The sequence below is a fragment of the Paenibacillus sp. FSL W8-0186 genome (assembly GCF_037969765.1).
In the GTDB taxonomy this organism is placed as follows: Bacteria; Bacillota; Bacilli; order Paenibacillales; family Paenibacillaceae; genus Fontibacillus; species Fontibacillus woosongensis.
Genome location: NZ_CP150207.1, coordinates 2,408,781 through 2,434,980, shown reverse-complemented (window position 1 = coordinate 2,434,980; position 26,200 = coordinate 2,408,781). Strand labels below are relative to the sequence as shown.

The window sequence follows — 26,200 nt, the reverse complement described above, 5'->3', positions numbered from 1 at the left end:
TAGTTTCATTAAATTTGCGTACGCATAATCTCTTGATAAGCTTCGATCACTTTGTTCCGTACTTGCGTAGTGAGCTGCAAACTTAACAGTGCTTGCTCTGAGGCGATCATGACCTGATCAACATTCGCTTGACCAAGGAGAAACTGTTCATTGACTCGTTGTACATTGTTTTCTTGTGCGGCTACTCCGTTCAGAGCATCAGTCAAATATGAACTGAAATTTTTAATCGCTTCTGAAGGAGATGTTACTGTTGGTTTGACCGGTTCTGTTGCGGCCTCTAACCTTTGAATCGTATTCAGACTAATATTGTTTTGGATCAATTCTTCCCAACTCCTGACTGCTTCAATTTGACTGGTTATTTACCGATTTGCAAGGCCTTTGAAATCATGGCTTTACTGGCGTTCAGCGCGGTGATGTTGGCTTCGTACGACCGCGTGGCCGAAATCATGTCTACCATTTCCTTCATCAAATCTACGTTTGGCATGTAGACATAGCCTTCGCCGTCAGCGTCGGGATGCGTCGGATCGTATACCGGCTTGAATGGCGTTTGATCTTCCGTGATTTGAGTAATCTTTACCCCCTGGCTAATGGGTTTCTTGCCCATTAACGAATCCAGTGTCGTACCAAAATCGGTTTTGTTGGGTGCCATGACAACCGTCTTCCGCCGATATGGGATCGGCTGGCCATTTTCCATGCTGGCGCGCGTTGTTCGGGCATTAGCGATATTGGAGGAGATAACATCCATACGAAGGCGCTGCGCTGTTAGTGCTGAAGAACTAATATTGAAACTGTCGCTGATTTTCAAAGCTTATTATCTCCCTTCTGTAGCCACGCGCTTCATTTTGATTTGATAATTCAACTGTTCTATGTACGTGTCGTACCTAAGTTTATTTTCCGCAAGCAAACTCATCTCGCTATCGATGTCCACGTTATTCAAGTTGTTGTTCATTGCTGTTCTGTCATCGACCACGATTCTGGGCTCCGGTACATTCCCTGACGAACCTATGACAAAGTGCCTATAGTCGGTCCGATTTCCCCGGAGAGCAGGCATTCCGCCGTTCAATTCATTCTGCAACAAGGTCTCGAAAGATACGTTCGAACGCTTGAAATAAGGGGTATCCACGTTCGCTATATTATCTGCTATCACTTGCTGCCTAGTACTGGCAGCCTGAATCGCGTTTTCGAGCCTTTGAAAGCCTACGCCATTTAGTAGCTGCATCTTCCTATCCCCCTTAATTGATTAAATTTCCTCATTTTAATTCTCGACTCACAACTAATTCCACACATATTCGCAAATTCCTCTTTTTTTCGACAATAAACCGTTTCGATAGTCTTTCTATTGTCCTATTTGGTCAAAAAACAGCTTAATGTCATATATCCTAAGTTTCAAGCAGATTCGACATTATTACAATAAGAAAAAAGCCCTATCTTTACAGATTTTAACGATTGATTATGCATTTTTTGAATAATTTTCAATATTTTTATGAAAAATCGACATTTTTAAGTATGACCTTATGCCGATTATACTTGTCGGAAAAAGAAGAAAAGCCGTTGCCCCAATTTCGTGGGACTAACGGCCTCAAATGGCTTTCTTATGCGGTTATGAAGATGTCCGGAGTTATAAAATAAATTGACTGAGATCGCGATCCTGGGCAATATCGCCTAGTTTCTCGCGTACATACTCCGGAGTGATCGTCATTTTTTCAAGTGTAAGCTCTGGCGCCTCGAATGATAAATCCTCCAGCAGCTTTTCTAGAATGGTATGCAGGCGTCTTGCTCCGATATTCTCGGTATTGGCATTGACAGATGCGGCAATTTGAGCGATTTCAGCAATCGCCTCAGCGGAAAAATCTATTTCAATGTCTTCCGTGCGCAGCAGCTCGGTGTATTGCTTCGTCAATGCATTTTTAGGCTCAGTAAGAATCGAAACGAAGTCCTCTTGAGACAAGCTGTTCAGTTCAACCCGAATCGGGAATCTCCCCTGAAGCTCAGGGATCAGATCGGACGGTTTAGCCACGTGGAATGCGCCGGCAGCAATAAACAAAATATAGTCGGTTTTTACAGGTCCATATTTAGTCATCACCGTCGATCCTTCAACGATCGGCAAAATATCCCTCTGCACACCTTCGCGGGACACATCCGGCCCTGAGCCGCCGCCTCCGCGGCTGGCTACTTTATCAATCTCGTCGATAAAAATAATCCCGGACTGTTCGGCACGGGCAACCGCCTCTTGGACGAGGTCGTCGTGGTCAATGAGTTTGCCCGCCTCCTCCTGTGTAAGCACTTTACGCGCCTCCTTGACCGTTAGCTTACGCTTCTTCGTACGCTTCGGAAGGAAGTTTCCGAACATTTCCTGCATATTCATTCCCATCTGGTCATTGCCTTGACCAGCAAACATATCCAGCATGTTCGGCGCCGTATCTTCCACTTCAATCTCAACCGTATCCTCTTCCATTTGTCCCGCAGCCAGCTTGGCTCGAACCTGGCGCCGCCGCTCGGCTAGCGAGCTATCTTCCTGCGCCTCTTCCGCCGACGGTGTCTCGCTCGCATGCTGGTTTCCAAACAGCATTTCAAACGGATTCCGGTTGTTCTTGGCTTTATGGCTGGAAGGCACAAGAATTTGTACCAGCCTTTCATTGGCTAGTTCCTCAGCCCTATCTTTAACTTTTTCGGTACGCTCCAGCTTCACGGTGCGAATCGCAGTCTCAATCAAATCGCGAACCATAGATTCTACGTCTCTGCCGACATACCCGACCTCGGTAAACTTCGTAGCCTCCACTTTGATGAAAGGAGCCCCGACCAGCTTCGCAAGCCGCCGGGCAATCTCTGTCTTTCCGACACCTGTGGGGCCGATCATCAAAATGTTCTTAGGCACGATTTCATCCTGCACCTCTTCACTGAGAAGACTGCGGCGGTAACGGTTGCGCAAAGCGACTGCAACAGATTTCTTCGCTTGCTTCTGTCCCACGATATACTTATCCAGCTCAGAAACGATTTGTCTTGGTGTTAATTGAGAATTCGTCATGAGTATCCTCCTTTTGAAGGGTATTTTTGACTACGCCACGAAAAAAAGTCCGGTTGGCCGGACAGTAGAGCTGATGGCAGCCTGTTCCCGGCATAGCTTCTTGGCACGGAAACAGGCGCACATCAAAGTTCTTCGACAATTATATTATTATTCGTATACACGCAGATTTCAGAAGCGACCAGCAGCGATTCACGCGCAATGTCCTTCGCCTCCAATTGAGCCGCATGACGCTTTAGCGCACGGGCAGCAGACAAAGCAAAATTGCCTCCTGAGCCGATCGCCAGGACGTCGTCATCCGGTTCAATGATTTCGCCCCCGCCGGAGATCAGGAGCATGCCTGTTTTGTCCATAACGATCATCAGGGCTTCCAATTTGCGAAGCACCCGATCCTGGCGCCAATCCTTCGCCAGCTCTACCGCGGCGCGCTGAAGATTGCCGTGATGCTCCTCCAGCTTGGCCTCAAACTTTTCAAATAGAGTAATGGCATCGGCCACAGAGCCGGCAAAACCGGCCAAAACCTGACCCCTGTACAGGCGGCGGACCTTCTTGGCCGTCTGCTTCATCACGACGCTTTCGCCAAACGTGACCTGACCGTCACCCGCAATAGCTCCTTGGCCATTGTGGCGAACAGCACATATGGTCGTTGCATGAAAAGTAGGAATCATTACAATCCATCTCCTCTGTTTAGGGGTACCCGTATATCATTGTATGATGCGCTATACAGGACGATACTTCCTAAGAATCAGCCTTGTAAGCGGGAATCAGTAATGAACGCCTTTAAACTGTCCAATGCCCGGTGGGCAAGCGCTTCGTTCTTCTCCGCCTTTTTACGGTAACGGGTGTCCAGCTTCGGGAATAAACCGAAATTGGCATTCATCGGCTGAAAATGCTTGAAGTCAGCCGTCGTGATGTATCTAGCCATGCTTCCTAACGTTGTATTCTCAGGGAACACGATGCCGTCCTGCTCATTTACCGCCAATGCAGCATTAATCCCAGCAATCAGCCCTGAGGCCGCAGACTCGACATACCCCTCTACACCGGTCATCTGCCCCGCAAAGAACAGCCTTGGCCGCTCTTTCAGCTGATACGTCGGCTCAAGCAGCTTTGGCGAGTTAATAAATGTATTGCGGTGCATGACGCCGTAACGGACAAATTCAGCATTCTCCAAGCCTGGAATCATCGAGAATACCCGTTTTTGCTCTCCCCATTTCAAATGAGTTTGAAATCCCACCAAATTGTACAGCGTTCCCGCCGCATTATCCTGGCGCAGTTGAACGACCGCGTGCGGGAGCTTGCCGTCATGAGGATTCACCAGTCCCACCGGCTTCATCGGCCCAAATAAAGCCGTCTGCTTTCCCTTTCGCATCATAATTTCGATCGGCATGCAGCCATCGAAATAAATTTCCTTCTCGAACTCTTTCAATTCGGCGACTTCCGCGTGAATAAGAGCTTCGTAGAACGCATCGAATTCCGCTTCCGTCATCGGGCAATTCAAGTACGCCGCTTCTCCCTTATCATAACGCGAAGCCAGGTAGACTTTGTTCATATCAATGGAGTCCTTCTCCACGATCGGCGCAGCAGCATCGTAGAAGTAGAAATAATCCTCGCCGGTCAAACGCTTGATCTGCTCCGATAACGCCGGAGAAGTCAGCGGCCCCGTGGCGATGATTACGATTCCGTCCTCCGGGATTTCCTGTATTTCTTCATTAATAACCTCGACCAGCGGATGTTCGCGCAGCGTCCGGGTAATCTCGCCTGAGAAGCCGTCTCTGTCAACCGCCAAGGCGCCTCCCGCGGGAACGGCATTGCGGTCTGCCGCTCCAATGACCAGTGAATCCAGCATGCGCATCTCTTCTTTGAGGACGCCTACGGCATTAGTCAGACTGTTGGCCCGCAAAGAATTGCTGCAAACTAGTTCAGCAAATTTATCGGTATGGTGAGCCGGCGTCTTCTGGACAGGACGCATTTCATATAATCTAACAGGGATGCCGCGCTTAGCGAGCTGCCAAGCGGCCTCGCTTCCGGCAAGCCCTGCTCCAACAACGGTTACTCTCTTTGATTGCTCCACTCAAATTTCCCCCTAATGTGTTTCAGTAGGCCTGTTCTAGTTGTCGACTATTCATCGGAGGTATCTTCATTCTCCTCGATCGGCTCCACATGATCGCAAGCCGTGCACTGCAGCTTGCCTCCTTGCTTGTTGCGCTTCTCAACGAGCAGCCCTCCGCATTTCGGGCAAGGCTTCGGGGATGGTCTATCCCAGGACACAAAATCGCATTCTGGATACCGGTTACACCCGAAAAATATCCTTCCTTTCTTGCTTCGCCGTTCCACAACATGGCCCTCTTTGCATTTCGGACACGTCACACCGATGTCCTTGATGATCGGCTTGGTATTCCGGCAGTCCGGGAAACCGGAGCAAGCGAGGAACTTGCCGAAACGCCCCAATTTATATACGAGCGGCTTGCCGCATTTCTCGCAAATTTCATCGGAAACTTCATCTTCGATTTCGATTTCCTTCATTTCTTCTTCAGCGACTTCGAGCCGCTTCTCAAACGATTCATAGAAATCGCTCAATACGCGGACCCAATCCTCGGAACCTTCCTCCACATGATCGAGATCTTCTTCCATATGCGCGGTAAACTCCACATCCAGAATTTCCGGAAAAAACTGCTCCATCTGCTCAATGATGAGTTCCCCGAGTTCGGTAGGCATGAACTTCTTGTCTTCTATCGCTACATAACCGCGCTTCTGGATCGTCTCCAAGGTAGGCGCGTACGTACTAGGTCGTCCGATCCCCAGCTCCTCGAGTGTTTTTACCAAGCGTGCTTCCGTGTATCTTGGCGGCGGCTGGGTAAAATGCTGCTTTGGCTCAATTCCCTCGGTTTGCAGCTGGTCGCCAACCGCAAGCGGAGGCAAATATTTATCATCATCGGTCGTTCCATCGTCATTGCCTTCCACATACACCTTCATAAAGCCGTGAAAGCGGATTTTCGAGCCAACAGCACGGAACGTCACGTCTCCTGCAGCGATGTCCACGGAAAGAGTATCCAGTACAGCAGAGGACATCTGACTCGCCATAAAGCGTTCCCAAATCAATTTATACAAACGATACTGGTCGCGGCTCATAAAGGACTTTACGGATTCCGGGTCGCGAAGCACGGAGGTAGGACGTATCGCCTCGTGCGCGTCCTGGGAACCGGCCGCTTTCTTCGAATACTGCCTTGGCGCTTCGGGCGCATATTTCTCGCCGTATTTATCCAGAATATATTCCTTCGCTTCCGTTTGCGCAGACTCGGCGATCCGCGTAGAGTCGGTACGCATGTAAGTAATGAGACCTACGGTCCCCTCTTTGCCCAAATCTACCCCTTCGTACAGCTGCTGAGCAACCGACATCGTCTTAGCCGCACGGAAATTCAGCTTACGGGCCGCTTCCTGCTGCAGAGAACTCGTCGTAAACGGAGCTGCTGGATGGCGGAGACGCTCTCTCTCTTTCACCTCTGAAACCGTAAATGCGGCACCCTCGATCGATTTCAAAATACCATTTACCTGTTCTTCATTGTTCAGCTCCAGCTTCTCTCCGCGAAGCTGGTGGAACTTCGCTTCGAACGAAGATTCTCCCGTCTTGAGCTTGGCCGTTATGCTCCAATATTCCTCCGGAACGAAGGCGGAAATCTCGTTCTCCCGGTCCATGATAATTTTGACGGCGACCGATTGAACTCTGCCCGCCGACAGGCCTTTCTTAACCTTCTTCCATAGCAAGGGACTGATCTTGTAGCCAACGAGCCGATCGAGAATCCGCCGTGCTTGCTGGGCATTTACGAGATCCATATTGATTTTGCGCGGCGTCTTGAACGCATCCTTGACCGCCTGCTTCGTAATTTCATTGAATACGACACGGCAGGTTTCCGTTTCATCCATATCGAGCGCATGAGCCAAGTGCCAGGCTATCGCTTCCCCTTCGCGATCGGGGTCAGCCGCGAGGTAAATTTTCTTTACCTTCTTACTGGCATCCTTCAATTCCTTCAATACAGAACCCTTACCACGGATTGTTATATACTTTGGACTGAAGTCATTCTCTACTTCAACCCCAATTTGGCTCTTGGGCAAATCGCGAACATGTCCCATTGAAGCTTTCACGATGTATTTGCTGCCTAAGTATTTGCCAATCGTTTTCGCCTTGGCAGGCGATTCCACGATGACGAGTGAATCCGCCACAGGGTCATCCTCCTCTCAAACATTACAAACTAATAAGCTTTATACAAGTCATATAGTCATATTTTATGAACCACTCTCAACAAGGAATGGACTATATTACCTTATAAACAGAACCAGGCAGTTGGACTACTGCTTTTTTCATGATTAAAGATAACAGAACTGAATGTAAATGTCCAAATTCCCATTCCGTCTTCATCAGCAGTTCATCAAATGTAGAAATATCCTGCTCCAACATATGGTATATGCGGCGCTGCTCATCTGTCAACTCGTCGTTTGATCCGATTTCTTCCTCCTTTTCCTCTAAATTAGACAGCAAGACATCATATTCCTCTAAAATATCTTGTGCATCGGTAACCATTTTAGCCCCTTGTCGGATTAGGCCGAGCGTTCCACGGCTTTTGGGCGAGGTGATCTGCCCTGGAACGGCAAATACGTCGCGACCGGCCTCCAGCGCGGCATCAGCCGTAATTAACGAGCCGCTGCGGACATCCGCCTCCACGACAACTGTTCCATACGTTAATCCGGCAATAATTCGGTTGCGCTGCGGAAATAATCCGGGATGTCCTGGCGTACCGACCGGATATTCTGACAAAATCAGCCCCTGCTCACCGATCATTTGGTATAAAGAAGCATTTTCCGGGGGATAAATGACATCTATCGCCGTCCCGAGCACGGCCACCGTCCTGCCTCCGGAGCGCAGCGCTGCCTCATGACAACACCCGTCAATCCCTTTGGCCAGCCCGCTAACGACAACCATGCCCCGGCGGCAAAGCGCCGTGGTTAACTCCGTGCAAACTTTCCGGCCATAAGCCGTAGGAAGACGAGTGCCAACCACTGCTATGGAAGGTAGGGCAAGCAGCTTCATATCCCCTATACCATATAAAACCCAGGGGGGCCGAACGCTTTCCTTCATTAATAAGGGATACAGAGGGTCGAAGATCGTCAGCGTACTTATCCCCTTGCGATTCAACTGCTCAAGCCTTTCCTCGATCCAGCTTTTGGTTAGCATCTTCGATAGCCTCAAGGCGATTTCCGCCCCAAGACCCCGCTCCACCCAATCCGTGGCGGTAAAATCCAAAGCATGGACCCAATTTTCGTCCCGGCTCAATATATGCTCAATCCGCTTCCAGCCGAGCCCCTCGCTTTCGTGCAACCCAATAAGTATCGACCGCTTGTCCAATTCCTGCTCCTCCCGTCAAATAAGTGTTTAACCGAAAAAAAGCAAAAAAAGCAACCCTCTAGCCGTTCTGGCCAAGAAGGTTGCTTACCTTATCAATTATTATAACAGAGATCTATTAATGTGTCGTGCAAAGATTAAGAATGCCGCGTTCTTCGAGCACGCTTACCAGCGTAGAGCCCATTTCTGAAGGTGTAGGCGCGACCTTGATGCCGCATTCCTCCAGCTTGGCAATCTTCTCCTTCGCCGTTCCCTTCCCTCCGGAAATGATCGCGCCGGCATGACCCATCCGTTTCCCTGGAGGCGCCGTTACGCCGCCGATGAATCCGACGACCGGCTTCGTCATATTGTCGCGAATCCACTCCGCTGCTTCTTCCTCGGCCGTTCCGCCGATTTCTCCAATCATAATGACAGCATGCGTGTTGTCATCTTCATTAAAACGGCGCAAAATATCGATGAACTCCGAACCTTTAACAGGGTCGCCCCCGATCCCTACCGCCGAAGACTGGCCAATACCCCGGGTAGTCAGCTGGTGAACCGCTTCGTAGGTAAGCGTTCCACTTCGCGATACTACGCCGACATGGCCCGGCATATGGATGTACCCCGGCATAATTCCGATTTTGCACTCTCCAGGCGTAATAACGCCAGGACAGTTCGGCCCGATCAAGACGGTCTTCTTCCCTTCCATATAACGGGAAACCTTGACCATATCGAGAACAGGAATGCCTTCTGTAATACAAATTACTAGCTCCATCTCCGCCTCGACAGCTTCAAGGATCGAGTCTGCAGCAAACGCCGGCGGCACATAAATAACGCTTGCCGTTGCCCCGGTAGCTTCCTTTGCTTCCTTTACGGTATTGAACACCGGAAGGCTTACCGTTTCGCCGTTCTCCAGCGTGATATCCACCTTCGTTCCGCCCTTGCCTGGCGAAGTGCCGCCAACCATTTGCGTACCGTAATCCAAGGCGCCTTTTGCATGGAACAGGGCGGTCTTTCCGGTAATCCCCTGTGTAATCACTTTTGTATTTTTATCGACCAAAATACTCATCGTTCGAGCCTCCTCTAATATGGATTGGAAGATTAGATTATGATACTAGTTCGACGATCTTCTGAGCACCGTCGGCCATGGAATCGGCAGAGACGATCGCAAGACCCGAATTCGCCAAAATATTCTTCCCGAGCTCGACGTTCGTTCCTTCCAGCCGGACGACAAGCGGACGATTAAGCCCCACTTGCTTCGCAGCTTCAACGATTCCCGAAGCGATGACATCGCATTTCATGATGCCGCCAAAAATATTGACGAAAATACCTTTGACTTTCGCATCGGACAAGATGATTTTGAAAGCTTCCGTGACTTTCTCTGCGGTTGCGCCGCCCCCTACGTCGAGGAAGTTGGCAGGATCGCCGCCGTAATATTTAATAATATCCATCGTCGCCATCGCCAGGCCTGCGCCATTGACCATGCAGCCGATATTGCCATCCAGGGCGATATAGCTCAAATCGTATTTCGAGGCTTCGATTTCCTTCTCATCTTCTTCTTCAAGATCGCGAAGCGCCAAAATATCCTTCTGGCGGAACAACGCGTTGGAATCAAAGTTCAGCTTGGCATCAAGCGCCATCACTTGGCCGTCGCCCGTAACAACGAGCGGGTTGATTTCTGCGATGGAGCAGTCTTTATCCACAAATGCTTCATACAACGCCAGCATGAATTGAGCCGCTTTGTTCACCAGCTCATTCGGAATATTAATAGCATACGCCAGTCTGCGAGCCTGGAACGGCTGCAAGCCGATAGCTGGATCAACGATTTCCTTAAAAATTTTCTCCGGCGTAGCCGCAGCTACCTCCTCAATTTCCGTACCGCCTTCTTCCGAAGCCATCAGTACGACGCGCCCCGTTGCCCGGTCGACAACGACGCCGACATAATATTCCTTCTTAATGTCGCAGCCTTGCTCGATCAACAGGCGTTTTACTTCCTTGCCCTCAGGGCCCGTCTGATGTGTTACGAGTACCTTGCCGAGAATTTCTTCGGCATATGCCCGCACTTCATCCAAATTCTTCGCAACCTTGACGCCACCGGCCTTCCCCCGGCCTCCAGCGTGAATTTGGGCTTTGACCACGACGACTCCGCTGCCCAGTTCTTCCGCTGCTTTCACGGCTTCATCCACCGTAAAGGCAACTTGTCCCTTCGGCACGGCTACCCCGTATTGCTTCAGGACTTCTTTTCCTTGATATTCATGGATATTCATTCGTAGAATCCTCCTATCAACAGGCGGTAATTAAGGTGAACATATGAAACCCAGTACATTGTACCATGTTTTTAAAACGCTTTCCTTAAAAATTCATTCTTTATACACAACTTTTTTATATCGGTTCGATCTAATTTTGATATGGATCATATTCGGACCCCCTCTTTTAAGGGAACAAGCGCTGGATTTCCCCTTTCTGCTTCACCCCCGATAAAATACGGTTTTCGGCATATAGAGTCCTATTTCTCTCTTTCACTTTATTCCGATAAAATATATCACATTGAGATAGATTGGTCTGCAGTCGGTTTTGTTTCAGTCCATTTTCTGCATGTAACTTTTTTAATAGCGATCCAGAGCCATGGAATGGCTGTACCGTTCATTGATTGACTTTTCATGGGTTTCCTTCTAAAATACGGTCATGCGACGATGGAAAGTTGAGGAAGCACCCTTTTCCCACACTGCATTTAGGCATGTCATGCCAAATGCCGCAATGAGAGAAAGGGGTGTTTGTTTATTATGTACGGTAAATTGTATAGCGCCTGTCTATACGGGATAGACGGAAGATTAATCGAGGTCGAAGTCGATTTGTCGAACGGCATTCCGCATACGATGATTGTAGGCCTGCCGGACTCCGCTGTGCGAGAGGCTGTTGAACGGGTGAGAGCCGCGATCAAAAATTGCGGCTATGCCTTTCCCCTTCAGCGGGTAACGATCAATCTGGCGCCAGCCGACCTGCGCAAAGAAGGCTCCGCTTTTGATCTAGCGATCGCGCTTGGCATACTATCTGCGAGCAAGCAGGTTGTATTGCCTGCAAACGAACGGCTCCTCATGATCGGAGAGCTCTCTCTCGATGGCCTGCTTCGCCCCGTCTCCGGCGTCATTTCCATGGTTGACTTGGCCAAACGGCAAGGCTTTGATGCCGTGCTTCTTCCCTGGGAAAATACGGAGGAAGCCATGCTGCTAGACGGAATTTCCATTTACGGCTTGAAACATTTAAACGAATTATCGCCTACTGAAAATGGGCGCTCCAAACCGCATAGTCCTTCGGCCCAGACGAAGGAAGGCCCGCTTGTTATATCATCGTTTGCCCACTTAAAATGCTCCAGCAACGAGACAAGCCGTCCGTCCCATACACCGGGCCTCTTGACGGAGGACTACAGCGATGTCTTGGGACAACTGCACGCTAAGCGGGCCATGACGATTGCGGCCGCGGGAAAGCATAATATTATGCTCATCGGACCGCCAGGCACCGGCAAAACGATGCTAATCCGCCGTCTCCCCTCCATTCTCCCTGAGTTAAGCCAAGATGAAGCGCTGGAAGTGACGAAAATCTACAGCTCCGCAGGGAAATTCAAAGGAGCGGAATCCACACTAATACGCAGCAGACCTTTTCGCTCGCCTCATCATACGATTTCGGCGGCGGGACTCGTCGGCGGCGGCGGCATCCCGCGGGCTGGGGAGGTCAGTCTGGCTCATCACGGGGTTCTGTTTCTCGACGAGCTGCCGGAGTTTGCCCGCAATGCTCTGGAGGTACTGCGCCAGCCGCTGGAGGAACGAAAAGTTACGATAAGCCGGAGCCGGGCCGCCTTCACTTTCCCAGCAAGTTTTCAGCTGGCGGTTTCTCTAAATCCTTGTCCGTGCGGATTTTTTGGCGGCCAGCCGCCGCTCCCGCGCTGCACCTGCAGCCCCTATCGGGTAGCTCAATACCGGGAGCGCATTTCCGGTCCTCTGCTGGATCGTATCGACATGCATGTTGAAGTTCCACTGCCGGCAAATTGGCTGAACGATAAACAGCCCCTTAGCTCGGATGAAATGAGAAAGGCAGTGCTTAATGCACAGGAGCTGCAGCAGCAGCGTTACAAAGGGCTGGAGATCTCCAGCAATAGCGAGCTAAGCGGCAAACTGCTGCGGAAATATGCGCGGTTGAACCGGGAAGCAGCGCAGCTGCTGGAAGCTACTTTTCAATCAATCGGCCTCAGTATGCGCGCCTACGACCGTATCATCAAGCTGTCCCGCACGATCGCGGATTTGGAAGGGGCAGACTGCGTTTCTGCAGGTCATGTTGCCGAAGCGATTCAGTACCGCCAGCTTGATCATAGAATCGCCGATGCGAATGGATAAATCGGTTTATCTATAAATAAAACATAGCCTTGCCGTCTTCAGAAGGGTTCGAGGAATCTGATCTCTCCACCGATGCTGTGACAGCAAGGCTATATGGTTTTCATTCTGTAAGACAAAGCAAACTGCCGTTTAATGCATTCTAGCTTCATAGATGTTTAAGGGGCCCGAAAGGCGGTTTTATTAGAAAGCAGCGGGGATGTGCTCAATGGAAATCATCTCGTCCCCTCTCATCTGCACGGCCAGAACGTCGAAGCGAACCTGCTCGTTATATTGCTGTGTCCTGTGCAGATATACGGCAGCAGTCTCTCTGATTTGCTTCATTTTACGAGGTGTGATAGATTCCGCCGGCGTCCCGAACTGTTCATTATGTACGCTTCTGCTTCTCACTTCTATGATGACAATTACACCCTCTTGTCTTGCGATGATGTCGATTTCTCCTGAACGGCAGCGCCAATTGCGCTCAAGCAGCTCGTAACCTTGTTCCTGCAAATAGCGGGCTCCGGCTTCTTCGGCCAATCGGCCTCTTGCCTTTCTTCCATCCAAAGGGCGTATGCGCTTGCCATTTGGGTCAATATTCATGGGAAATCCCCTTCTCCGCCATTTTATCTGAACGGTATATAAAGCTAAGTATTTCGGCTACCAGCGTGTACAGCTCTGGAGGAATCTGCTGATCCAGATCCAGTTTGGAGAGCACTTCTACAAGTGCGGCATCCTCCTGTACGGGCACGCCGTGCTCTTTGGCCTTCTCCAGTATTTGATCGGCCAGATAGCCGCTCCCTTTGGCCGCAACGACCGGCGCGTCGCTTTGGGATGGATCGTATTTGAGGGCGACGGCTTTTCTGATTTGGTAGGGGCGCTGATCTTCGCTGCTCTCACTCATATCCGATAATCCACCCCTTTATAGGTCGTCGGCGTATACGAAAACGGGGAACCCGGCTCATTTGCGCCCATCGTTTCAGGTTCTACGGAAGGCAGAAGGCCGCTTTTCAGGGATACCAGCTGGTAACCGGCTGTTTGCAGCGCCTCCTGAACCTCCTCCTCCCTGGATTCGAGGAACTGGGCCGTCGTCTCCGCTTCGGTATAAATTTTCAGCATGACCTTCTTGTCCAGCACCTGGACGTCCAGCATGATCAAGCCAAGCGATTTCATTTGCAGATCGAACCAGAGCCGGCAATTGGCCGCATCCAGCTCCCCTTTGCGGCCGCGGCGGGATTCGATATGAACGGCCGCTGTCTGTTCGCCGTCCTCCCCTATGAAGGGAAGGAACAGCGTCACCTGTGCAAAAGGCGCAGTACGGTCCGTATTCAGCAGCAACTGCTGTCCAGTCAGCTGATGAACGAGCTGGCGTGCGGCCTCCTGCAGCGGTGCCGGCACGTCGTCCGCAGCGAGCAATTGCAGCAGTACGCCCTTCAGCGTCTCGCGGGCTGCCGCCTCTGGCAACACGCCGGCCTGCTGCGCAACGGCGCTTGCCGCGGCAGCGCCATGCGCCTGCGCCCCGGGCGCGGCCTGGCCTGCGCCGCCCGCGGCTGCGCCCGTGCTGGCGGCCTGCTGCGTGCCGCTGGCCGCCTCGCCGCGCAGCGCCGCCGCAGGCGCTTGGTCCGGCGCGGCCGCAGGCGCGCTGCCGGCCTGCCCGCTGCCGCCTGGCGCCTCCGGGCCTCCGGCGGCAGCCCGCTGCGCCGCGCCTGCGGCTGGCGGCGCCTCCTGCGCGCTGCTTGGCGCAGCGCGCAGCACTTGCTGCTCGTGCTCCGCACCGAGCAGCTTGAGCATGCGTCCCACCCACGGCTCCGCCTCGGGGGCGGGACGCGTCAGCAGCGCGGGCGAAGGCCCTGCGGGCACTTCGCCTTGCGCTTGCGCCTGCGCTGCAGGCGCTGCTGCCGCAGGCATAGCCGCAGCCGTGCCGGCTGCGGCGGCCGGGCTCTGCTGCGGCGCGCTGCTTGCCGTTGCGCGCTCCGCCGCAGCTGCTCCGCCTGGCAGCGATATCGCGGCGCGCAGCTCCTGCAGCACCTGCTGCAGCTTGCCTGCCAGCGCTTCAGCAGATGGTCCTGCGCTTTGCATTGCAGCCTGCCCGCCCTGCGCCGCTTGCCCGGATGGCAATCCGCCTGCCGGACTGGCAGCAGTTGCCGCCGCATGAGCCGAAGGCGAAGAAGCACTGCCAGCATGAGCCTGGCCTGACACAGCATTGCCTGTTTGAGCGGACGGTGGGCCAGCCCACGCCTGCCCCTGCGCTTGAGCCGGTACCGCCCGATTTCCAGCAGCCTCCTTGGCCCCATTCCCTTCCGCCGAACGCACTAAATTACTTAGCAATTCCTCCAGCGTGGTTAACAGCTCGTGCAGCGGCGGGCCGAAAACAGCCTGGTGCAGCCCCGCCACTGCCTCTCCGGTCAATGGAAGTCCCCGCCCCAGCGCAATCCCAGCTGCTTGAATCCATTCCGACATCGGCACGGCTTGCGGTTTATGTAAAGTTAACTGCTGAAGCGTGTGCAGGCTCTCTTTGGTTAAAGGCAGGCCGCTAGCCCGCATCATCTGCACCAGCTCGCGGTTTGCGGCCGTATCCTCCAGGCCCATAGCGGCCAGGGCGTTCGCTAAAGAAGCAGCGGACATCGGTGCCGCCGTGTTGGAGCCGACAGGTTTTAATACGGCCAACCCGTCAGCTGACGGCTGCTGAACCTGCAGCAGCGTCGTTTCTCCCTGGCGAAGCGGCGTCTCCAGAGCGGCGTGAAGCTTCACGCCCTGCACCTGTATGACCGCTTCCTGTCCATCCTCCGAGACACTTAGCACTGTCCCTCTTACGATTTGCCCCGTTTTAAGTTCTAACGCCCGCGGTTCTCCCGGCCGGGAATCTCCCATAAGACTGCGCATCAGCGGTCCGATATTCATGAGCATCCTCCTGTATTCACATCAATGATACGGAAAACCCGCCTTACTCAAGACGGGTCTAGTAAGAAGCGAAAAACGTTGTGCAATTCGCTTGCTTTTAGAGAAGCTTACTTGCCTTTAAAACAACGTCTGTTCCTGTACGAATAAATTGCGCATAAAGCTCTTGCGATGCATAGGTGTCGGGCCAAGAGCCTGTATCCGCTCCCGATGCAGCTTAGTCGCATAACCTTTATGCGCAGCAATGCCGTATTCCGGATACCGAACATCCCACTCGCCTTCGCATAGTCGATCTCGAGTTACCTTGGCCACGATCGAGGCTGCGGCGATAGACTGGCTTACCGCATCCCCTTTGATCACCGCCAGCTGCTCTATATCGACGTCGACCTTCTCCGCATCGATGAGAAGAAAATCCGGCTTAATTGCAAGCTGCTCTACCGCTTGTTTCATTGCCAGGCGCGTTGCCTGTTTGATATTAAGACGGTCGATAGTTTCCGCATCAATGAATCCCGTGCCTACGGCTAGCGCTTCTTTCATAATCACATCGAATAATTTCTCGCGCTTTTTTGCAGTCAGCTTCTTGGAATCATTAACTTCTTCTAATATTAATCCATGCGGTAAAATAACTGCCGCAGCGACGACATCACCGAACAGACAGCCCCGGCCAACTTCGTCGATTCCCGCAATATACTGGAACGAGCGCTGCCAATATTCTTTTTCATAAGTTAGTAAGTCACTCATTATGCCTCCTTGTATTTGCAAACCCACCGTCCCAACAATACAACAAATCACACAAGCAAATTCCGTTCCCGTGTAAGGTTATATCAGTAATATCGGAAATTGCGCTTCAATTATATAGACTTTAGGCAAAATAAAAGGCCGGGGCGCTTCTCCCGGCCTGACATAAATTTAAGTTTGGATAAGGAGCAGGATTATCGATGAAAGGCAAAGACAAGTGCTAATCAGCATTAAGAACATGACCGTTTGCCGGTGGGTGAGACCCGCCCGCAGCAAGCGATAATGCACCTGGCTCGCATCCGCCTCGTAAATGGACTTTCCTTGCAGGAACCGTTTGATCACAACAAAGATATTGTCGAATATCGGCACGCCAAGCGCCAATACAGGTATAAAGAGCGATAGTACCGTAGCTTGCTTAAATGCCCCATCCAGCGCGATTACCGCTAATATGAAGCCAAGAAACGTCGCCCCGGCATCCCCCATGAAGATTTTGGCCGGTGGCTTGTTGTAGCGCAGATAAGCCAGTGTTACTCCGACAAGGGTGATTGCCATGATGGCAGAAGTCGACTGTCCTTTGGTTAAAGCAACGATAAACAGGGTAATGGCAGAAATGGCCGATAGCCCGCCGGCCAGCCCGTCCAGGCCATCCGAGAAATTAATGACCGTCGTTACTCCGAAAATCCATAGAATCGTCAGAAGAAACTGCAATATGCCCGGCAGCACCACATATTCCCCGGAAAAAGGGTTGAAAAAACCTGTAAACGAAATGCCTGACGCATATACGATCACGGCTGCCGATACTTGAACGATCAGCTTGGGAAGAGCCGGAAAATCCTTGCCTTTCGTCTTGTACCAATCATCGAGCGTGCCGATGATCAGCAGCAAGACTCCGCCGATAAATATCGCCAGTGTCTCCATGTTGAACTCTCTGCCGACAGCTAAATATGTAACAAAAAAGCCAATGAAAATAACATAGCTTGCCGTAAGCGGAATCGGCTCCCGGTGCAGCTTGCGCTCCACATCCTTCCGGGGTTTATCTACGAAATCGAGCCGAAAAGCCAATCTCCCAAACGGAGGAATAAGCAAATATACGATAAGAAACGACATGATTAACGAAATTACGTATATAATGATCAACACCACCATCAAGTATAATCAACAAGATTATACAATCTTAACGGAGGATTGTCGATATTTCTAGGTAACTCGCTGCCCCGGCAGACCCTACTGCGCATCTAATAAAATAACCGCCTTCCCTTGTTGGAAGACGGTCTAAGCATGGATTCAGTATGGGGACTCGAGGGAATATCTTCCTAGCTTCCCGGCCCGAAGCTCGCGCAATAACACGCTGGAAGCTTTCTCAAGATCCACCCTTCCGCCGCTGACCAGACAGCCGCGCTTGCGTCCTACGGCTTCCATCACGGCTACGATTTCATCCGGATTCTCAAAATCCTGCGGGGCCTCTTCGAGTTCGAATCGTTCAGCGAGCGGCTCCCAGTAATACTTCGCTAAATATTTTACCGCAAAAAAGGCAATATCCTCAATGTTCAGAATTTCTTCACGGATCGCTCCAGTCATTGCCAAACGGTAACCCACGTTCTGATCCTCAAATTTCGGCCACAGTATCCCCGGCGTATCCAGCAGTTCCATCTCCGAGCCTACCTTGATCCACTGCTGTCCCTTGGTAATACCCGGCCGATCCCCGGTCGCCGCAATATTTCGCCCGGCCATCCGGTTGATCAGCGTAGATTTGCCGACGTTTGGTATTCCAACGATCAGCGCCCGGATCGCTCGCGGATTTACGCCCTTAGCCAGCTGCTTCTCGATCTTATCCTGAAGCAATTCCCTGGCCATGGCCGGAATTTCCTTGACGCCCTGGCCTGTGGAAGCATCTATAGCCACAGCGGCATAGCCTTCTTGCTTGAAATAATCAATCCATTCGCGCGTAACCGCCGGGTCTGCCAAATCCGCTTTGTTGAGCAGGATCATCCGCGGCTTGCCCTGCAGTATGTCGTCAATCATCGGATTGCGGCTAGACAAAGGCAGTCTCGCATCCACCAGTTCTATTGCGACATCGATCAGCTTCAGCTTCTCCTGAATCTGACGGCGCGCTCTTGTCATATGTCCGGGAAACCACTGTATCGTCATGTCATCACCTCAGTTCCCGTTGCTCCCGCTTTCGGGGATTCATTTATGCTTAATCACTTTAATATCCTTCAAAGGCCAGAACACGAGATCCGCTCTCCCTACAATATCCTTGTAGGGTACGAAGCCGATTCGGCGGCTATCCGTACTGTTGGAGCGGTTATCTCCAAGCACGAAGATATGACCCTCCGGAACCGTGCTTTCTGGAACGAATTCATTCGGGAAATTTCCTTCTGTATTATAAAGCTGATTATTGTTATGCTTCTCATTTACGACATCTTTAATGTAAGTTTCGTCTACGACTTCCCCGTTCACCATAACCGTATCGCCTTCAACCTGAACCGTATCGCCAGGAACGCCGATGACCCGTTTAATGAAATCACGGCCCTGCGAAGGTACATGGAATACGACAACCTCGCCGTGCTTTGGTCCACGGATGTCATAAAGAATTTTGTTAACGATGATTCTCTCGCTTGTATGAAAGTTGGGCTGCATCGACTCTCCATCCACAATAAAAGGAGCAAACAACAGCCAACGGATGACAAGAACCAGTACGACAGCAATTACTATCGCTTTCAGCCACTCTAAAGCCTCGTTTTTTTCTTTACTTGGCGGATCCTGCGCAGCGCCCGATTGACCCGTTTCCGATTGAAATTGCTGTTCCATAGTTCGCAACCTCACTTTGTCATGGAATATGTAGCGTGACGACAGTCAGAAGAAATAGTAAAGGGGCTTGAATAATACAAGCCCCCCTTGATCGTTAACGAATTAACGACGCACTTCTTTAATTCTAGCTGCTTTACCGCGCAGTTCACGAAGATAGTATAGCTTCGCACGACGCACTTTACCACGGCGAGCCACTTCGATTTTATCGAGTTTCGGGGAATGAAGCGGGAAAGTTCTTTCCACGCCAACACCGTTAGAAATTTTACGAACTGTAAAAGTTTCACTGATTCCGCCGCCACGACGCTTAATTACAACACCTTCAAACAGCTGGATACGCTCACGAGATCCCTCGATAACCTTAACGAACACTTTCAAAGTGTCACCGGAACGAAAGCTCGGAATATCTTTGCGAAGTTGTTCTTGCGTAATCGCTTGTACGATATTCATCTATGACTCCCTCCTTCCACTCAGGTGTTCTTGCCTCTTCCGGAGAACCCATTGTTCTCCCTCATCATCCGCAGAGGACCACCGAATTCACAACAAGAAAAATTTTATCACATTTAACCAGCGTTAGCAAGTGAAATTAAAAGCTTCTGACACCTTAATCAATAAGGATAGTTTCTGCATTTTTAAGAAGGGCAAGCCACTAGATTGTTTTGGACTTAGGTTTCACTAAAGACCGGATAGGCATAAATGATATAGCGATCCGGTGCGTGGCCTATAAAATTGAACGGATAGCATGTAGACAACGTAAGTACTTCTTCCCCCATGGATCGGATGACCGTAGTATCATCGGCTTTCACAATTTCACTCTTCTTTATCTCGTATTCGAATTTCCCGTAGGACAATTCGACAATAAAACGATCACCATTCTCCAGCTCACCTATCTTACGAAAGACGGTATCTCGATGGCCTGAAAGCAGGATTTGTTCTCCATCACCAGGAAAAACCGTTGTGCTATAGTGCCCAACGCCTTTAGCCAACATTTCCTCATCCGTTCCTTCAATGATCGGCAGTTTTGCTTTTATTTTCGGTATATGCAGCAGTCCAATTGCGTCTCCCTCTTCAGGAGAAAACTGCCGTCGCAGCTCCGCCTGATGTTGTATTTTCTGAGACTCATCGTTTTTTGTCTTGTCGGTATTACGGAGATAAGTTGCTTCACTCATACTTGTCGAAGGGAATAAGCTCGATTCAACTTCTTGTAAAGATTGTGCGATAGCGAACTCATGTTTATAAATCAGGTATAAGGAACTGACAACGAGTAGCCCTCCGACGATGATAAAAAAGTAGCCTAGCCATTTTCTCATGTACTCGTCACCCCTTGCCAGATGATTTGTCTCCTAATTCGGCTCCAACCAAATATATTAAGCCAAAAAAGCCCTCCTGTTTCCCAAAAAGGAGGAAAACAGGAGGGTAACAGTGCTGTATTCCCATCACCTGAATTCACTAAGGAAAACAATGGCTAGAGACTATTGCATCGCCTTGTCTTTTCTTCTAAGGAGTAACAGGCCTGCAAATAGAATTATAGCTCCGAATAACCCTAAATTATACATGTTTGTAGATGTTTTCGGTAATCTGTTAAGTTCTGAATCCGATGATTCTGCCGAAAGTGTATTTTCTCTAGATTCAACCGGTATATTAACAAGCATAGCTTCATCAGAGCCACTTGCGCCTTCGGATTGGCTCGAGTCTGGCGATGCGGCATTGGAGTTTTCTTCTGAATTGCTGGAAGAAGAGCTATCATTTGTATCTCCTGGGACACCTGGATCGCTTCCACCACCAATGATGATGTCTTCATAAGGATGATACGGTTCGTCCAGGTTGTCCGCGGTTACTTCACCTGTGTTGCGGATCGTCTGGCCAGCTTGTCCTGCTATCACTTCAGCTTGGAACACGATAGTATGCCAATTTGTATCTGTTACATTGCCGAGCTGTCCGCTGACAATGCCGCCTGCGTGGAATCCTTTATCGCTATCTTGCGCATCCGTTACCGATTGACCGTCCACTTTTAAACTACCTGGTACATATTTCAGCCCTGCTGGCAGTTCGTCGGAGATCACCATGTTAGTTACTTGGCTGCCAGAAACCGTGTTACGAGCCCGAATCGTATACTCGATCGTATCCCCGACTTCAATGCTGCCCCCATTCAGATCCTGGGCGAATTTCTCGGATTCAACTACCGGGAAACGCGTAAGATCGTCTGAGCCGCCTCTATTACCATCAACCGGTTCTACTGGATCAACGGGCGGGCCTACTGGCGGATCAACTGGATCAACGGGTGGGCCTACTGGCGGATCAACTGGATCAACCGGCGGGTCTACTGGCGGATCAACTGGATCAACCGGCGGGTCTACTGGTGGATCAACTGGATCAACCGGCGGGTCTACTGGTGGATCAACTGGTGGTTCTGGCTCAACGATAAATTTTTCCGTTGGTGTGCCAGGTTGATTAATGTTGTCACCAGTCACTTGCGCAGTATTTTGGATCATCTGACCACCTTGTCCTGCTTGAATGACGGCCTGGAACTCCAGCGTATGCCAATTCATATCCGTTACATTTCCAAACCAACCGTATACTTCCCCAGTAACAGAATAACCAGCATCGCCGTCTTTTTCATCAGTGACAGATTTTCCATCCACCTTTAAGCTACCCGGAACATATTCCAGCCCTGCTGGCAAGTCGTCCGTTATCACCATATTAGTTACTAGACTGCCAGAAAGCTTGTTGCGGGCACGGATTGTATACTCGATCGTATCCCCGACTTCATACGTGTCCGTGGTTACAGTGTTCGATACAAATTTCTCCGATTCAATTAGTGGATTTCTTGGGTACACCTTCACAACTTCTCTGGGTCTATCCGGCGTTTTAATATTGTTACCATGGACAGAAGCGATATTGATTATATCCTTGCCGGCTTGTCCAGATTGTACAATCGCTTCGAATTGAACCGTATGCCAATCCGTATCCGTGATGTTGCCAAAGCTGCCAACCACTTGACCCGATGCATAATGTCCCTTGTCATCTCCCTCAGCATCTGTTACAGCTTGTCCATCTACTTTTAATGTATCTGGTACGTATTGTAATCCTTCTGGAATGATGTCGCTGATAATAAGATTTTCAACGAAACTGTTTTCGGTCGTATTTCGAGCCTGAATGGTGTAAATAAGCTTATCCCCTACTTCCGGATTGGCCATATCCGTATTTCCAACCGCTTTTTCTTGAATCTTTGCTGTTTTCTCAGATTCAAGTACAGGAGGGTTGGGTTCGAATTTTGATGTTACCCGCGACGCTAAGTCATAAATTAAATCCCCTGTCATAGCGCCTAGGTAAGTGGTACTTTTAGTATCCGGGTCAAGTATATAGAATTTGGGACTAGGATTACCGCCGACCAGCAGCATTTTTCCGCTAGGCAAAAGGCTGATTCCTCTAACCCCCCACTCTATAGCTACACCATCTGAATTAGTTATAGGGACTTTGCGCAAAACGTTCGCAGTCTCTCGATCCAACTGCATAACTAAGCCAACTCTATAAAACCAGAGGTGACCGTCATCATCGGCAACAATATCGCCTCCTAAGTCTACAGCAGAGGTGTCAAGGCCCTTTATTTCGATAGAACTCTTATTGCCGGTACTTAGATCATAAGAACCTAGGAATGGTTTGCCGCCACTTCCATAAGAATAATAATATTTTCCATCATAAATTACAGCATTACCCGCGACACCTTCTAACGTTGTTATAAATTCGGCTTGCCCATCAGCAGCGATTCTGTAAAAGTTAGCTGTTCCAAGGGTACTGGCATAGAAAGTATTTTCTGTCAAAGATAACGCTAATCCGTTTAAAGCCCTCCCAGAGATGCCTGTTATAGAAACGCTTGCCTTAGGAATAGTTGTTGGATTAGTTCCATCAAATTGAAGAAGGGTCAAACCCTGGGCACCATATGAGTCAATATCATTAATCGAAAAAGGTTGCGCAGCTTGGATTTGCGATAGAGAAACAAAGGGCAGCACCATCCCGCTGACGAGTACAAATAAAGATAATTTCACTAGAAAGTGCCTTAAACTGTTTGCAGAGCGAATTTTACTCAAGTGTTTCCCTCCATTTCTTTAGTATTAAATCATCCAAAAATTGGACACCCCCCTTTTCGGATCGATTCAACACGTTATCCACACCTGTAAAATATAGATTGCTTAAAAACTTAATAACGTGTTTTTTAATAAATACGACATATATCTACAAAACTCCTCCTAAATAACTTAAAATGAACATTCATTCCTAATTGACACCACTATTTATTTTTCAAGGCGATATTTTTTAAGTTCCCGATCTTCAATAAAATCTTTAATTGCAAATTTTAACAACAAAAAGACCACCTCCCATGATTTTGAGGAATCCATAGGATTGTGGTCTATAAGTTTAAATTCGTTTTTTACTGTGACTACATTCTTTTCCATCGTGTTTAAAACGCTGGAATCCCTTAATGCATAAGGCTTAATCGGAGTAGCGGGATTCGAACCCACGGCCTCACCCACCCCAAGGGTGCGCGCTACCTGACTGCGCCATACCCCGATTTGTTTAAATATATGTATTTAACCCTTCATATATGAGAAATAATAGCATATTTCATAGGATGATGTCCAATACGCCACCCAACAGGAAGACAAAGAGCGTTCACAATGTCAACTCACTGTAAACGCTCTTATTATGGTCGGACTTATCACCCTATCATCAATCATATGGCAAGTTCTCGTTCAACAATTCAAATTCCGCGTCTATGGGGTCAATTAAGTATTCACTTAACATTCAAGTACCTCCTTCGCTGCAAAAGCTAATTCCGGCGGCCGGCGTAAAATTCAAGGATATCGTCTACCGTCAGCATACGATCGTCTTCTCTTCTTCCATGATCTTGAGACTGCTGTTGCTCATTCTGCTCTGTCTGTTCCATGAAGCTCTGCCTCCCAAACGAATAAACGTGATTAGGTGCCTCTAGTTATTTAACCAGAAGCTTCAACCCTGAAACAGTACTGCCCATCTTATGATTTGTTTTCCAGCAAGAAATATACGTGCATATTCATCATATTCGGCATTCGGCAAACAAGTGTCAGTCCTGCACAAAAAATTATTGAATTGTTTACTTTTTCTAAACCTTTTCCATACCTGGTTTCATATACAATAGAGTGGTAAGTTATTGAAAAAGGAGAGTCACTATGCATCGGTTTAAGAAATATGCTTTGATTTCGCTAGCTTTCATCATCATCCTTTACGCTGTGGCTGTAGCCAATCCCGGTACCGTTCTCTCGCGCAAAGCCTGCAGCTCTTGGAGCTTGGTCAAGGATCAAGCTTTTGTAATGACTCATCCTCGTCAGGACGGCAGCCAGAAGCTTCCGGACAATTTCTTAATCCAGCCCGGCACCGCCGAGCAGGTTCCTGTTCTTATGTATCATTACATTACGCCACAGGCCAACAACGATCAACCGGACAATAATTCGATCATCACCCTGGAAGCCTTCGAGGAAAATATGAATTACTTGCACGAGCAAGGTTACTATACAGCGACTATGGAGGAATTGGAGCAGTATGTGCTTGGCAAAACGTCCCTGCCTGCCAAAACCGTAGTAATTACGTTCGACGATGGCTACCAGAACAACTATATTTATGCTTATCCTATTTTGAAAAAATACGGCTTCCAAGCGACCATCTTCGTCATCGGCAGCAGAATACAGCAAGAGACATCGCCATTTGATCCGGCCAAAAAGAGCTTCCTCTCCTTTGAGGAAATCAAGGCCTCTTCTGATGTATTTGAATACCACAGCCACACGTATGACCTGCATCAAAAAGGGTTTAAGAAATGCGGGCTGGATTATGCCACGGGATTCGATACAAAAAGCCTGACGGCCGATATCGCCAAAATGAAGGAACTTGGCATCGACAGCCCGTATTTTGCCTACCCTTTCGGCGAGAAAAGCACGCAAATGGTTTATTCGCTGCAAGAAAACAATTACCGGATGGCCTTTACCGTCCTCCAGGGCTTCGTTAAACCCGGCGATTCTCTCATGAGGCTCAATCGCCTTACGGTGACCACGGCAACCGATTTTGCGGAGCTGTTGCAAGGCGGGCATTAAGAGACAATTTTGATCAGCGTTCTTCCCAAGAATACAAAACCACGATCAACCGCCAATTTACTATACAAAATGACCCTCGCCGCTGGCGAGGGTCATTTTCGGATCTTTTCTCCATTAAATTTCTATTCCTCATGCTCCGCTCGGATTTCATCCAGCCATTTCTGATCCTTTGGCGTAAGCTCGGCATACTCCAGTAAATCAGGACGGCGCAGCCATGTTCTGCGCAGCGCTTCTTTCCGGCGCCAATCCGCTACGTTCGCATGATGTCCGCTAAGCAGAATATCCGGCACCTTCCAGCCCCTGAACTCCACCGGCCGGGTATAATGCGGATATTCCAGCAGCCCCGTGCTGAAGGAGTCGGTGACTGCGCTGGTCTCGTTTCCAAGCACGCCCGGCAGCAATCGGACGACACTGTCGACGACAACCATCGCTGGCAGCTCCCCGCCCGTTAGAACGTAGTCCCCGACTGACAGCTCGTCCGTGACCAGGTGCTCCCTGATCCGTTCGTCATACCCTTCATAATGTCCGCAAATAAAGATGAGATGCTCCTCCTCGGCCAGCTCCTCCGCTTTGCGCTGCGTGAAGCTCTCGCCCTGCGGACACATCAGGATAATTCGGGGAGCCGGGGCATTCGCTGGCTTGCCGGACAACAAATCTTCGACCGCCCGAAAAATCGGATCAGGCTTCAGCACCATTCCTCCGCCTCCACCGTACGGCGTATCGTCCACCGTACCGTGTTTATTTCCGGCATAATCACGAAAATTAACCGGATTTAAAGAAACGATTCCCTTGTCCTGAGCTTTGCCGAGAATGCTTGTTCCAAACACGCCTGTGAACATCTCCGGAAACAATGTCAATACATCCACTCTCATGC

Annotated in this window: 24 protein-coding genes and 1 tRNA gene; 2 read left to right on the top strand and 23 right to left on the bottom strand. The window is 49.8% G+C overall.

What is annotated here, in order from left to right:
• Positions 1-8: 8 nt before the first annotated feature.
• From fliE to sucC, 10 genes are all read right to left on the bottom strand, one after another.
• On the bottom strand, positions 9-347 hold the full coding sequence (gene fliE / locus MKX50_RS10940; RefSeq protein WP_213589407.1) for a flagellar hook-basal body complex protein FliE: 339 nt from the start codon (positions 345-347) through the stop codon (positions 9-11).
• A gap of 8 nt (positions 348-355) precedes the next feature.
• Complete coding sequence (flgC, locus tag MKX50_RS10935; RefSeq protein ID WP_213588626.1) at positions 356-805, bottom strand: flagellar basal body rod protein FlgC; 450 nt, start codon at positions 803-805, stop codon at positions 356-358.
• Positions 806-811: 6 nt separating this feature from the next.
• Positions 812-1,219, bottom strand: coding sequence for a flagellar basal body rod protein FlgB (gene flgB / locus MKX50_RS10930; RefSeq protein WP_213588627.1), 408 nt, complete (start codon positions 1,217-1,219; stop codon positions 812-814).
• Positions 1,220-1,618: 399 nt separating this feature from the next.
• A complete protein-coding gene (hslU, locus tag MKX50_RS10925) occupies positions 1,619-3,025 on the bottom strand; it encodes an ATP-dependent protease ATPase subunit HslU (protein WP_213588628.1) in 1,407 nt (468 codons plus the stop codon).
• Between the two features lie 122 nt (positions 3,026-3,147).
• Positions 3,148-3,690 (bottom strand): ATP-dependent protease subunit HslV, encoded by a 543-nt coding sequence (hslV, locus tag MKX50_RS10920; RefSeq protein ID WP_280530395.1) that lies wholly within the window; start codon positions 3,688-3,690, stop codon positions 3,148-3,150.
• A 77-nt stretch (positions 3,691-3,767) separates the two neighbouring features.
• Positions 3,768-5,093, bottom strand: coding sequence for a methylenetetrahydrofolate--tRNA-(uracil(54)-C(5))-methyltransferase (FADH(2)-oxidizing) TrmFO (trmFO, locus tag MKX50_RS10915; protein WP_213588629.1), 1,326 nt, complete (start codon positions 5,091-5,093; stop codon positions 3,768-3,770).
• A gap of 47 nt (positions 5,094-5,140) precedes the next feature.
• Complete coding sequence (topA, locus tag MKX50_RS10910) at positions 5,141-7,240, bottom strand: type I DNA topoisomerase (protein WP_339159616.1); 2,100 nt, start codon at positions 7,238-7,240, stop codon at positions 5,141-5,143.
• Positions 7,241-7,331: 91 nt separating this feature from the next.
• Positions 7,332-8,420: a DNA-processing protein DprA gene (gene dprA, locus MKX50_RS10905; RefSeq protein ID WP_213588631.1), complete on the bottom strand. Its 1,089-nt coding sequence runs from the start codon at positions 8,418-8,420 to the stop codon at positions 7,332-7,334.
• Positions 8,421-8,535: 115 nt separating this feature from the next.
• Positions 8,536-9,465: a succinate--CoA ligase subunit alpha gene (sucD, locus tag MKX50_RS10900; RefSeq protein WP_213588632.1), complete on the bottom strand. Its 930-nt coding sequence runs from the start codon at positions 9,463-9,465 to the stop codon at positions 8,536-8,538.
• A gap of 37 nt (positions 9,466-9,502) precedes the next feature.
• Positions 9,503-10,663: an ADP-forming succinate--CoA ligase subunit beta gene (gene sucC / locus MKX50_RS10895; RefSeq protein ID WP_155610959.1), complete on the bottom strand. Its 1,161-nt coding sequence runs from the start codon at positions 10,661-10,663 to the stop codon at positions 9,503-9,505.
• A 516-nt stretch (positions 10,664-11,179) separates the two neighbouring features.
• On the opposite strand from sucC, the gene MKX50_RS10890 reads away from it, so the two are divergent.
• The gene (locus tag MKX50_RS10890) at positions 11,180-12,784 is read left to right on the top strand and encodes a YifB family Mg chelatase-like AAA ATPase (protein ID WP_339159614.1); all 1,605 of its coding nucleotides are present in this window, start codon (positions 11,180-11,182) and stop codon (positions 12,782-12,784) included.
• A gap of 180 nt (positions 12,785-12,964) precedes the next feature.
• Here the strand turns inward: MKX50_RS10890 and MKX50_RS10885 are convergent, their stop codons facing one another.
• The 12 genes from MKX50_RS10885 to MKX50_RS10830 all read right to left on the bottom strand — a co-directional run bounded on the left by MKX50_RS10885 (position 12,965) and on the right by MKX50_RS10830 (position 23,773).
• Positions 12,965-13,363, bottom strand: a complete 399-nt coding sequence (locus tag MKX50_RS10885; RefSeq protein WP_213588634.1) for a YraN family protein — start codon at positions 13,361-13,363, stop codon at positions 12,965-12,967.
• Complete coding sequence (locus MKX50_RS10880) at positions 13,353-13,664, bottom strand: EscU/YscU/HrcU family type III secretion system export apparatus switch protein (protein WP_155610890.1); 312 nt, start codon at positions 13,662-13,664, stop codon at positions 13,353-13,355. Before MKX50_RS10880 ends, MKX50_RS10885 begins: the two co-directional genes overlap by 11 nt.
• On the bottom strand, positions 13,661-15,661 hold the full coding sequence (locus MKX50_RS10875) for a flagellar hook-length control protein FliK (protein ID WP_339159612.1): 2,001 nt from the start codon (positions 15,659-15,661) through the stop codon (positions 13,661-13,663). Before MKX50_RS10875 ends, MKX50_RS10880 begins: the two co-directional genes overlap by 4 nt.
• Before the next feature lie 117 nt (positions 15,662-15,778).
• Complete coding sequence (locus MKX50_RS10870) at positions 15,779-16,399, bottom strand: ribonuclease HII (protein ID WP_213588636.1); 621 nt, start codon at positions 16,397-16,399, stop codon at positions 15,779-15,781.
• A 168-nt stretch (positions 16,400-16,567) separates the two neighbouring features.
• Positions 16,568-17,542 carry an MraY family glycosyltransferase gene (locus MKX50_RS10865; protein WP_213589411.1) on the bottom strand — a complete coding sequence of 325 codons (975 nt, stop codon included), beginning with the start codon at positions 17,540-17,542 and terminating at the stop codon, positions 16,568-16,570.
• Positions 17,543-17,680: 138 nt separating this feature from the next.
• Entirely contained in the window at positions 17,681-18,544 is an 864-nt protein-coding gene (ylqF, locus tag MKX50_RS10860) for a ribosome biogenesis GTPase YlqF (protein WP_213588637.1), read from the bottom strand.
• Positions 18,545-18,583: 39 nt separating this feature from the next.
• Positions 18,584-19,207: a signal peptidase I gene (gene lepB, locus MKX50_RS10855; RefSeq protein WP_213588638.1), complete on the bottom strand. Its 624-nt coding sequence runs from the start codon at positions 19,205-19,207 to the stop codon at positions 18,584-18,586.
• Positions 19,208-19,309: 102 nt separating this feature from the next.
• Complete coding sequence (gene rplS / locus MKX50_RS10850) at positions 19,310-19,654, bottom strand: 50S ribosomal protein L19 (RefSeq protein ID WP_155608904.1); 345 nt, start codon at positions 19,652-19,654, stop codon at positions 19,310-19,312.
• A gap of 215 nt (positions 19,655-19,869) precedes the next feature.
• Positions 19,870-20,514 carry a class D sortase gene (locus MKX50_RS10845; RefSeq protein WP_213588639.1) on the bottom strand — a complete coding sequence of 215 codons (645 nt, stop codon included), beginning with the start codon at positions 20,512-20,514 and terminating at the stop codon, positions 19,870-19,872.
• A gap of 162 nt (positions 20,515-20,676) precedes the next feature.
• Positions 20,677-23,292, bottom strand: coding sequence for an isopeptide-forming domain-containing fimbrial protein (locus tag MKX50_RS10840; RefSeq protein ID WP_339159610.1), 2,616 nt, complete (start codon positions 23,290-23,292; stop codon positions 20,677-20,679).
• 204 nt (positions 23,293-23,496) lie between these two features.
• Entirely contained in the window at positions 23,497-23,724 is a 228-nt protein-coding gene (locus MKX50_RS10835) for a hypothetical protein (protein WP_213588641.1), read from the bottom strand.
• Positions 23,700-23,773, bottom strand: a tRNA-Pro gene (locus tag MKX50_RS10830). The genes MKX50_RS10835 and MKX50_RS10830 overlap by 25 nt, the downstream gene beginning before the upstream one ends.
• Positions 23,774-24,411: 638 nt before the next feature.
• On the opposite strand from MKX50_RS10830, the gene MKX50_RS10825 reads away from it, so the two are divergent.
• Complete coding sequence (locus MKX50_RS10825; RefSeq protein WP_213588642.1) at positions 24,412-25,326, top strand: polysaccharide deacetylase family protein; 915 nt, start codon at positions 24,412-24,414, stop codon at positions 25,324-25,326.
• A 122-nt stretch (positions 25,327-25,448) separates the two neighbouring features.
• Here MKX50_RS10825 and trmD read toward each other — a convergent pair whose 3' ends face one another.
• Positions 25,449-26,198 carry a tRNA (guanosine(37)-N1)-methyltransferase TrmD gene (gene trmD, locus MKX50_RS10820; protein ID WP_213588643.1) on the bottom strand — a complete coding sequence of 250 codons (750 nt, stop codon included), beginning with the start codon at positions 26,196-26,198 and terminating at the stop codon, positions 25,449-25,451.
• Between the last annotated feature and the right edge of the window lie 2 nt (positions 26,199-26,200).